At 50.9% G+C, this 10,398-nt stretch carries 8 protein-coding genes; 1 reads left to right on the top strand and 7 read right to left on the bottom strand.

Features of this window, described 5'->3' with window-relative positions:
- From JW953_12230 to JW953_12200, 7 genes are all read right to left on the bottom strand, one after another.
- Nucleotides 1–1,067, bottom strand: a 1,067-nt coding sequence (locus JW953_12230) for an FHA domain-containing protein (GenBank protein MBN1993459.1), incomplete at its 3' end; no start/stop codon positions are given.
- Between the two features lie 67 nt (nt 1,068–1,134).
- Nucleotides 1,135–2,283: a LysM peptidoglycan-binding domain-containing protein gene (locus tag JW953_12225; protein MBN1993458.1), complete on the bottom strand. Its 1,149-nt coding sequence runs from the start codon at nt 2,281–2,283 to the stop codon at nt 1,135–1,137.
- A 160-nt stretch (nt 2,284–2,443) separates the two neighbouring features.
- Nucleotides 2,444–3,169, bottom strand: coding sequence for a hypothetical protein (locus JW953_12220; protein MBN1993457.1), 726 nt, complete (start codon nt 3,167–3,169; stop codon nt 2,444–2,446).
- Nucleotides 3,170–3,397: 228 nt separating this feature from the next.
- On the bottom strand, nt 3,398–6,205 hold the full coding sequence (locus tag JW953_12215) for an ATP-binding protein (GenBank protein MBN1993456.1): 2,808 nt from the start codon (nt 6,203–6,205) through the stop codon (nt 3,398–3,400).
- 19 nt (nt 6,206–6,224) lie between these two features.
- Nucleotides 6,225–7,919: an FHA domain-containing protein gene (locus tag JW953_12210; protein MBN1993455.1), complete on the bottom strand. Its 1,695-nt coding sequence runs from the start codon at nt 7,917–7,919 to the stop codon at nt 6,225–6,227.
- A 17-nt stretch (nt 7,920–7,936) separates the two neighbouring features.
- Nucleotides 7,937–9,655: an SUMF1/EgtB/PvdO family nonheme iron enzyme gene (locus tag JW953_12205; GenBank protein MBN1993454.1), complete on the bottom strand. Its 1,719-nt coding sequence runs from the start codon at nt 9,653–9,655 to the stop codon at nt 7,937–7,939.
- A gap of 15 nt (nt 9,656–9,670) precedes the next feature.
- Nucleotides 9,671–9,895 (bottom strand): hypothetical protein, encoded by a 225-nt coding sequence (locus JW953_12200; protein ID MBN1993453.1) that lies wholly within the window; start codon nt 9,893–9,895, stop codon nt 9,671–9,673.
- Between the two features lie 281 nt (nt 9,896–10,176).
- Between JW953_12200 and JW953_12195 the strand changes: the two genes are divergently transcribed.
- Nucleotides 10,177–10,398: helix-turn-helix domain-containing protein (locus tag JW953_12195; protein MBN1993452.1), on the top strand; the 222-nt coding region annotated here is incomplete at its 3' end.

The raw sequence follows: 10,398 nt of genomic DNA, 5'->3' as shown, positions 1-10,398 counted from the left end.
GGCTCAGAGGTCAAAAAAAACAAGACATAAAGTGTTTTTTCTTGGGGCAGGAGGAGCACGTTGCCGATCCCACGGCCTGTTTCCTCGGTATAGGAAAAAGTGACGACAAAATTGTTGTCTTTTGGGGAGACCTCTACGGCTTCATAAGCCAAAAACAGGCCATCTTTTACAAAATCATCCAAGGTTTGCAAAATCACATCTTCCACTTGACCTGGGTCAAGTTCAAAGCCAGTTTCAGCATCGGCAAATTCAAGGCCAATAAAGGCATCTTCAGCCATAAATTGGGTTTCGGTAGCAAATTCATTATATTCAAAGTGAGTTGGTATCTTTACCGTAAAGGCGCCGGAAGGATGGGTGTAGCTAAAAAACTCTATTTCCACCGGTTTTGTTGAGGCGGGTGTTGGCGTTTTCTTTGGTTCCGGCGTTTTTGGGGGTACATCAACGGTCGGCATAGCCCGGACGTTGGAAGTAGCATTGCTAAAAACGGAACCCAGCAAAACCAAGAACGCTGCTCCCCCACAGGCCAGCAGAACAATCACCAGGCCCACGGCAATAAAAATTTTGATACCGCCAGACTTTTTTGGCGTGGTCGGGGACGAAGGTGATGGAGGTTCATCATCCGGTTCATCAATCGGAAGCGTTATCGCCGGGGGAGGGGGAATGGATGGTGATAGTGATGGCTGCGTGGTTAAAATAGTGTGGTCTTCATCCGGCGAGTCGTTTGCCAACAGGCTCGTGGCCTCCTCTCCCTTATCCTCTATCATCGCCGGGGGAGGAGGTAGCAGAGCCATAAACTCGGTGTCGCCCACTCGCAGAACATCTTTATCATGTAGGGTCTGTAAGCCGGCGACACGTTGACCGTTGACAAAGGTGCCATTGGCGCTCATATCTTCAAGCACGTAGTTGTGCCCCTTTAAAGAGATCACAACGTGTTGACGGGATATTTTTTTGTCATCAGTCAGGATGATGGCGTTGTCGGAGCCGCGGCCAATGGATACCGGCTTAAGGCCCAGGTGAAATGTTTCGCCTGTCTTTTGTATCACCAACACCGGTTGTTGAGTTTTCATAGTAATTTCTCCTCAATCGTTGTTTTCCGGGAGGAAGCAACTTTGCATGGTCATTATTGCCCGGTAACTAAGCAGCCCGACTGGCTTGAATGTCATCATAGTCTCGCCAGGCCTGATCCAGCAGTTCAGGCAAGGCGGTTGTATCACCGCTTTCCAGGGCGCGCTCAATAGCCGTAATATTTTCGGTTAATATATGCTGCTGGACCTCACTGATCTGAGGTGGTGGGGGCAGCGCTTCCACCTGATTTTTATAGACCTCTAAACCAACTTCCTGGTATTCGCGGTCAAGCGCTTCGTATCTGGCGGCAAAATCATCATAAACTTCCGGGGTCAAATCGTGATTATGGTAACTGATGTCGCGGTCTAAAGCCTCAAGCTGATCAAACAGGGCCGCTTTTCTGTCTAGCAGCGCTGCGTTGTCGCCGTATACATCTCGCCCTTCAAGGTTGTAGGGATGATTATGTTGGAGATCGGCAATATCGCCTTTAAGTGTTTCAAACTGTTGTTCAATCTCGCCCGTGTCCAAACCCGTTTCGGGCCCGGTATCTGTTTCAACCGGAGCGGCGGGAGGAGGCGTGAGGGTAAAGTTGGCCACGGTATCCTCTGGCGGAATAACCAGGTCCTGGCCGGGATGAATGATATTGGGGTTGTTGCCAATAATTTCCTTGTTTTCCTCATAAATGGCCGGCCATTTGCTACCGTCGCCGTATTCACGCTCGGCAATTTCCCACAGCGTATCGCCGGATTGAACATAGTAGTGGTCTTCAACCGGCTCAATGGGGGTTAAGCGCTCGGCTATATCCAGGCCATCATTCAGGCCGTCCTGGTAGGCGTTTTTAACCTCTTGTTCCGCTTCGGCCTTGATTTTTTCTATCTCTGCTTCGGCTTCGGCGCGAACTTCGGCCCTGGCTTCATCAATCAGCTCTTGAACCTTACTGGCGCTATAAACAGGCTCATCATTTTCCAGGGCGTCCAATATTTTCTGGTCATGCCGTTCTTCGGCATTTTCCTCCACTTCATCCAGGTAGCTATTCCAGGCCTCGCCCAGGCTGAACGTATTAAGGAGTGTTTCCAGCGCCGAGCCGACCGCTTCGGCGCTGGCATAATCTGATACTGTTTCTAAAAAGGTATCGGGCGCGTAGGTCATATCGTCCAGGTCAATCATGGCCTGGTCGCCGGTAAACTCCACCAACCCTTCGATGACTTCGGCAGGCATATTGCCTTCAAGTCCAATGTCGCTCACATTTGTCATAATATCCATGCTGTGCCTCCTTTTTCAGCGGTAATAGACAGATCAATTAAAGGTCAGACAACCGAGATCCGAGCTATCCGCAGATTACGCAGATTGCTCAGATTTTGTTGTTTTTGAAAAAGTTCTAATTATTGCCATCCTGCCCGTTTTGGCCCCAGTTCTTTATCATCACCTGGTTGGCCTGCTGGAAGGTTTCCATTTTGTTTGCGGCAAAGGGATAGCGAGATTTGGCCGTGCCCAGAGTCAACAGGCAGTAGCCCAAATTGCCCAGGTGATCGGCTGAAATATAGGCTTGCTTAATACCCAGGGTGCGCCAGAGGTGGCCCATCGCAAAGCTCCAGACCGTATTGACCACATCCTGCTCTTCCAGCGACTTTTTAGTTTCAGCTTCAAGCAGTTCCCGGAGATGGTCGTAGTTGGGCTTGGAGACCATCGTAAAAAAGCCGTAGGCGCAAGGTGATTGGCAGAATTGGCAGCCCTTTTTGCCCTGCAATCGGTTTTTGGCTTTGGCCCGCTCCGACTCTTCGGCCAGACTGGCCAATTTCTGGCTAAAGCGCCAGGCCGCTTCCGGCGAGGTCTCGGCCTCTGTGGCGGCTGTGGTCAAAGCCATAACCACGGCTTCATCCGGTTCTTTAGTATCCTGATGAAAGGCCACAATGCGACGGCAGGCTTCGGGCAGGACCTTGGCCAGATATTCTTCCGGCGACAGCCCGGCCTGTTTGGCTAATCCCTGTCGGAGTGGTTCGCTGGATGCCTTCAGGTGCCAGATATACTCCGGCGGGCAAAAAGCCATTAGATGCAAATAAGCAATAGTCATTTGTAAACCTGCGGTGGGTAATGGGTTACTCATTTTTTAGCGCCTCCTGTATGCTAATATTTTTCTCAACTTATTTATAGAATATGAAACGGAATACCACCCTCTTCGGATGGGGGAATAACATACTCCTGTCCCGGATAGATCAGATTGGGATTGTCGCCAATAAGTTCCAAGAATATTAATTTCAGCGCCAATATCACTACCGGTATCCATCATCATATCCATTGCATAAACCTCCTTGCTTAAAGCGCAAAAATAATATTATCTTAACGGGGTGTAGAAAATCTGCACCCAAGAAGCCATATCGTCCTGCACGCCGCACACAATGGCCTGGCCCACCTTGAGCCGGGCAATGATTTGGGTTTGTTCTGGGGTCAAGCCCAGGGTACCGGCCATCGTTTGCCGGTCGTCGCCTGCTACCAATCGGTGGATGATCTTTAGGTTGGTATTTTTTAGAGCGTCGGGCACCAATTTAGCCGGTACCTGGTCTATAATGCCGAATCCCTGACCGTAGGAACGGATTTCGGCCAGCATGTCGGCAAAAATCTCCCCCATTTTTCCCTGGGGGTTGCCGGGGGGCATGTGGCGTAACACCCGGTGCGCCTCTTCTATGATCATCAGGTGTCGTAAATCTCCTGATTCGGGTGCGCCTTCACCGGCGTGCTGGGCCTGACGGTATTCGTACAAAAAGTTCAAGAGCAAGCCCATGGTAAAGCATTTGTCGGCATCGTCCCCCATCTGGCCCAGGTTGATGACTACCGGACGGTCAAATAGTTCTGGCCAAGGGGTAGACAAGGCATGGTTGAATAGTTCTCCCTTCCAGCCCCGCAACAGGCTGCTGAGACGGGTTTTGAGTGCGGCTACAATATTATCGGTAATTTTTTGATCATATCCTTTGGCCCGCACCAAAGCCGGGATGCGGCTGTGTAACTGCTCCAGCGTAGGCCGGCCAACGTCAGCCGGAGGTAATGTTTCTTCCAGCCAGCCCTGGCTTTCATACAAGTCCACCAATCCTTCTTCCAAAATAACGGGCAGAATCTCTTGCATGGCAAAGGCGGAGTTAAAAATTGATTTGAGCCGGTCCATGTGGGCCATTACTTGCGGCTCTACTCCCGGCAGCATTACCTGATCAAAGGGGTTGAGGCGGAGTTGTTCCAGGGGAGTACCGCGCCAATCTTTGCGTCCCGGCACATAAACGGCAATCTCCCGGTCAAAGGTTCCGGCTTCGTTATAGGCCAGGGCCAGTTCTACGTACTCATCTTTGGCCGGTTCAATCACCATAAAGTTGACTCCTTGCTTCATTAATTCGGCAATGAGTCGGCGGCAGGTGTTCGACTTGCCGCTGCCGGTAATGCCGGTAATAAAGATGTGCCGGGTGAGAGCGTTGAGATCAACGGCATAGGTTAAATCGCCCACCTGTTCGCCGCCATCCAGGATATGGCCAAACTGAAGGGCCTGATGGGGATCTTTTGGCTGGGGGGGGTTGAGGCTAAAATAAGCGGTTGACTGCACCGGCAAGCCGGGCATTTCCCTCATTGGTAGGTTGGCCAGCAGCGATAACTCCTCGGTATTGAGAGGCGTGGTTAAACTTTCAAAAACCTCTCCCAAGGGGTGGTTGAGCCGGTCGTCTTGGGTGGGGGAGAAGAGTTTCAAAGGCGGCTGTTGAAAGGCATCCAAAGCCACCTGCGCCCGGCCATCCCAAACCGGCTGCAAATCATGCAGCCGGATGGGTTCGGAAGAACTCTTTTCACCGCTAACCAGGGCCTTTAGTTGAGCCTGGGCTTGAGCCGCCGCTTCGGCCTGATTACTGAGCAGATAGACGCCTACATTCCAGCAACCCTGGCCGCGGGCAATTTCAAAGCGCTGCACGGTTTGTTCTAACAATTTTTCGCAGGCTTCGGCGTGTTTATTCAGATATTCGCGTCCCATAGACAGAGATTCCCCCGTGGTTGTCCCCTCAGTTTCAGAGATGCTGGATGATTGGCTGGCGCTTTCTGAATAAGAAGATGACTCGCCGGTAGATTCAGAGGTGCTCATAGAGGGAGACAATTGACTCATCATGCCCACCATCCCATTGAGCAAAAATGCCCCGCCAAAGCCGCCGGTAGCCAGAGAGGCTGCCAGCGCTACTCCACTGGCCCCTACACCAACGGCCGCTTTCCCAACGCCGCCCAGTTTATCCAGCTTTCTTTTGGCCCCACTTTCACTTTCGGACGTGCTGGCGCTGCGGGAACTACTATGCGAGGAGCTTTGCGATGTAGATTCGGAGGCGCTGCGGGAACTGCTGGCCGACACGCCCCGGGTGGCGCTGCGGTTGATGGTAGTTTTGGTAAACGCATGCATCTGTCCGGATAGGGTGCGGCAGGCTCCAATAATCTCGTCCACCTTTCTTTCCGGCATTGGCTCGGCAATGACCATGTATAAATAGGGCTTTCCTCGCAAGCCGCGCATAAATTGATCGAGGCTTTGCATATCGTGAACCGGCCCCGCAGTTTTGGGCGAAGGTAGGCCGGTCATCACCCGAGCGTAGCGATACTGACTGAGAGGCACATGAATATCTTGCACTACATTGTTATAATCCCCCACCAGGCTAACCCGCGTTCCCGGCCAGTTTGACGCCAGGAATTGGCCTAACTGTTCGGCAAAGAGTTTGGGATGCGCTCCAATGGCCCGGGCTACAACTCCCACATAAATATGATTCTGGTAGCCGTTACTGCTGATAATGAAGAGCAACGCATAGCGAGGATCGTGCGCTGCTCCCAGAAATGTTTGGATAGCCCGCAAGTGTTCTCCCGGTTGGCTGACCACAGGCTGCCCCACCTGCTCCAGATGCAGAAAAGCGGCTTCAACCACATCGGGCACGTCTTCGTCTACCAGCCGGACATAATTGGCATTAAAGATTGGCCCGTCCAGGTAGTTGCGGCCCAGGGCAAATAGCAATGATTTCGACATAACATCGCCAATGGTCATCAAATCTTCTGCCGAAAGTTCTTCCCACAAATTGGAAGAAGTTGGCCTGGCTGGACCGGCTATTGCCGCCGATTGTCCCACTATTATTTCTCTTTCCATCAAAAATACCTCCACACTCTCATTTCAAATAGATAAACGTTATTCGGCCAATTCTAATTTTATCGCCGGCATTAAGCGAGCGAGGTTGTTTAACCTTCAGTCGTTCTTCATTAACAAAAGTGCCGTTACTGCTGCCTAAATCCACAACCTCAAAACCTCCCTTCCCTTCCCGCCGAATTTCGGCATGGGTGCGGGAAGCCTGATCATCGTTAACCACAATGGCATTTGTTCTTTTGCGCCCAATCGTCATGACCGGGCTGTTAAGCGCATGGGTCTGACCATCGCTGGCCACCAATCGCCATTGACTGGCCGTGATGGATTGAGCCACGTTGGAGTCCAAAACGGTTTTAATCTCATCCTCAGAACTTACCGGCGATGCAGAAGGCGGCATTACCAGTAGCTTTTTAAGCTCGTCAGGAGTTTTGGCTGCCAGGGTTTGTTTGCTGTCAAATCCCGGCTCCTGAACCGATTCATCTACCTTTACAGATCGGGCTACCAACCAGGGTTTGGTCAGGCCAAAGGATTGGTCGCGCTCCAGCGACAGTCCATGCACTACTGTTTCCGAGGGGTTATCGGATAGGATGACGTTTTTTTCGCCAAAGCGTTTCCGCAAATATTGCACGGTGGTAAAAAGCTGCGCCCCACCCCCCACCAAAATAACCTGGCGAATGTCGCGCTCTTGCAACCGCATGCTGCGCAAACCATTGTCAATCAGAAACTCAAAATCGGCCACCGGATGTCGAACAACGTCTCTGAAAGTGGTTTCATTCAGCCTGACCGTTTTGCGATAGACCTTACCGTTGTGCAAAACAATGGTGATGGCCCGCTGCGGTGGATTGATTGCGCCGGTTGGGTGCAGTAATTGGTAACTCAAAGCTTCTTTCATCTGCCGCCCAAACATCCGCAACAAATGGAGAGCATTGGGGTCTTCTGTGAGTTCGGGAGCCGGAATCCTGAGTTCGTCCGCAATATAGCGGGCCAGCTCATCATCATATAATCCTCCCCCGTGCGGCTCGCCGTACCGGTGAACTCCTTCCAACTCACCGCTCACCGGATTGAGATGCCCGGCGGTCAGGTCGGTGGTGCTACCTCCGGAATCAATAACCAGGGTCACGCCGCCGGAGTCGGTTAACAATTCCTGTCGCCGCAGGCTAAGGATGGCTGCTTCCGGCTCACTCAGAAAACTTACCTGGTCGTCAAAATGTTTGGGGAAGCAACTCAATACAACTTGCTTAAAATCTTCAAAAACTTCCCCTTCGTGAGTGTCCCGCCAATGAACGGGGTAAGCAAAGGAGAAACGGATACCGTCGTCAAAAGAACGGGAACGCCACTTTTCTACCCGTAACTGCTCTAAAGCCGCTTCCAGGAGCAGTTTTGTATAATGGAGCGCCTCATCGTGAGTATAGCGGGTTTGGTGGGGCAAGGGCTTTCTTTCCAGATGAGAACCGATACAGGGTTTAAAGAAATCGCGGATTCGTTTTCGCAGGGCAGCATCATACAGGAATTGGTAGGCCGTTTCGCCAAAACTTTCTAACCCACTTTCCTCCCGGTTGAGCAGCATCACCGTGGCTAACTGCCGCTCAACAAAACTGGTCAGCGGAGATGGCTGCGGGTCGCCGGTCAACCGAATGGATTGCCGGTTGACTTCATAAGTGGCGCGATAGATACGCCAATTGGTTGAGCCACAATCAAGGGCAAAAAGGGTTTCTCTCATAATCTTCTCTTTAAATTTCAAGAAAATTGTTTTCTAAATTTAGTCATCGATTCCCAGCCGCTGGCCTGAACAACCCGGAACCCATAATCTTTATTGCGGGCAAACCGGAAATCTTTACCCCGATAGGCGCAACGTGTGAGCGAAGCGTTGCTATCAAAAGAACCGCCCCGCAAAACATACCATTTGCCTTTTTGGGGTCCGGTTGGGTTTTTAACCGTTGATGTAACCCGGCGTTTGTATTCCCGTTCGCCAAACCAATCGGTGCACCATTCCCACACATTGCCGCTCATCTCGGCTACCTGGTAGGGGCTATCCCCCTCTGGCGAGTAGTGACCAACCGGCGTGGTTTCCCCCAATCCATTTTCGCGGCAATTCAACCTGACCTGCTCCCACTCATTCCCCCAGGGATACAGTTGACCCTCCGCGCCCCGGGCCGCTTTCTCCCACTCCGCTTCGGTGGGCAGGCGGAACAGATGCCCGGTTTCCTGGCTTAACCATTTACAAAAGGCTATGGCATCATCTCGCCAGAGGTAAACTACCGGGTGTTCTGCCTGGTCTGGCGGGAATTGTCCATCGGCCCAATGGTCTGGCGTTCTGTAATTGTTCATTTTAACAAAAGCGGCGTACTGCTCATTGGTTACCGGATATTTGGTTATATAAAACTCAGACACATAAACGGTATGCTGTGGTTTCTCATCATCCTGGGCGTTTTTGTCCCGTACGGCGCTGCCCATTAAAAATTCGCCGGCCGGTATCTGAACAAGCTCAAGATAGAGTGGTGTTGACAGGGTCAGAGTGTGCTTAGACGTTGACCGGGGCGGGGGTGTGGGGGCAGGAGCCGAGTCTGTTTTGACATGTTTTGGGCGCGGCGGTGTTTTGGGCGCGGTTGAAATGGTAATATGGCTTGCTTGCTCATCGCTAACCTTTTTATCAATAGCCTGGCGCAAGGCCTCGGCCAATTCGCCGCTTCGGTTGTAACGGTCGCCTGGCGCTTTGGCCATAGCTTTGAGAATGGCCTGTTCTACTTCTTCCGGCAGATTGGGATTCAGAGAACGTGGGGCAGGCGGCGTTTCATAGACATGCTTGAACATAATTCCCATAGGTGTTTCGCTCTGGTAAGGCACCCGCCCGGTAACCATTTCATACAATACAATCCCCAATGCATAAATATCGGTTCGGTGATCCACCGGCCGGCTATCAGCTTGTTCGGGAGAGATATACTCCGGTGTGCCCACAACCGTGCCGATACTGGTGAAAGTGCTGCTCTCAATAATTTTTGCCAGGCCAAAGTCGGCCAAAAACAGCCAATCATTCTCCACCAAAATATTCACTGGCTTGATGTCTCGATGGATGATGCCTTTGGCATGCGCATGATCCAAAGCGCCGGCAAGTTGGTTCAAAAAATGGCCTACTCTGGATAGAGACATGGGCCGACCCAGTAACCGGCTCAAGGTGTGCCCGGCTACATATTTCATTACCAAATAACTCCAATCACCTTCTGTACCAACATCAAAAATGGGCAAAATATTAGGATGACTGAGTTGGGCTACGGCTTTTGCTTCACGTAAAAAACGTTTCTTCAAGTCGTCGGTTAGCGCGTATTTTTCTGATAGAACTTTAATGGCTACGTATCGGTTTAAATTAGGTTGGTACGCCTTGTACACCGTAGCCATACCACCCATCCCAATCATTTCAACCAATTCGTATTGGCCGAGCGTTTGCCCTACAAGATTCATCAATCCTTCCCCAATTTAAATAAAGATAATCTGCTGCTCCTCGCCTCCCCCTCTTTTTATGAACACGGTCATTTCAGGCGACTCCTGCATTTCTGATACCATCAAACCGAGTTTGATGAATTTACGGATAACCTCAACCATACTGGTTTGCTGCTCATCGGCCACTTTTCTGACCTCGTTGAACATCTCCTCCGGTAACACCAAGTTGTACCTTTTTAATCCATCTTCGGGTTTATTCATTATTGTTTTCCCTGGCCAAGAATTATAAATCTTGAGATATTTGATTGACTGTAGTAAAATAAAAAGGAGATAGCGAACCGGATACGCTCCGAGATGAATTGGCGGTTTGATTGGCTGTGTTCGGCCTGGGAGACACAGCCCAGGCCCGGTTCAGGCGGTATCTCCTTGCTGGAAGGGTTAAAAATCTTCAACCATATTAACAAGCGTAACATATCTCTCCTTATTTTTGAAGACACAAATCTTGTACATTTCTTGTACTATTTTTACATATCCTCAGCATAATGGACCTAAAGAAATTTGGTGAGCAGTTACGCGCCTTGAGAAAAAAGGCCGGGTTCACCCAGGAACAATTTATAGACCAGCTCCAACAAATTGCCGCTGCCGGGCCGGCAGATGAATACCGGGTGATTAATGCTTCATTGGTTTCACGGTGGGAATCGGCCCACGAACATCACGGGCGTTTCTGGAAACCAACCCGGCAATACGTTATCTATCTGGCCCAT

The organism is Anaerolineae bacterium, from assembly GCA_016931895.1.
Classification (GTDB): domain Bacteria; phylum Chloroflexota; class Anaerolineae; order 4572-78; family J111; genus JAFGNV01.
Note: the sequence above shows the minus strand (reverse complement) of the source record. Positions and strands in the feature narration are given on the sequence as shown.

What these genes read in the sequence shown, in the direction of transcription:
- JW953_12225 (MBN1993458.1), bottom strand. Translation starts at nt 2,283, where the DNA reads ATGCCTGCCGAAGTCATCGAAGGGTTGGTGGAGTTTACCGGCGACCAG.
- JW953_12215 (MBN1993456.1), bottom strand. Translation starts at nt 6,205, where the DNA reads ATGGAAAGAGAAATAATAGTGGGACAATCGGCGGCAATAGCCGGTCCA.
- JW953_12220 (MBN1993457.1), bottom strand. Translation starts at nt 3,169, where the DNA reads ATGAGTAACCCATTACCCACCGCAGGTTTACAAATGACTATTGCTTAT.
- JW953_12200 (MBN1993453.1), bottom strand. Translation starts at nt 9,895, where the DNA reads ATGAATAAACCCGAAGATGGATTAAAAAGGTACAACTTGGTGTTACCG.
- JW953_12210 (MBN1993455.1), bottom strand. Translation starts at nt 7,919, where the DNA reads ATGAGAGAAACCCTTTTTGCCCTTGATTGTGGCTCAACCAATTGGCGT.
- JW953_12205 (MBN1993454.1), bottom strand. Translation starts at nt 9,655, where the DNA reads ATGAATCTTGTAGGGCAAACGCTCGGCCAATACGAATTGGTTGAAATG.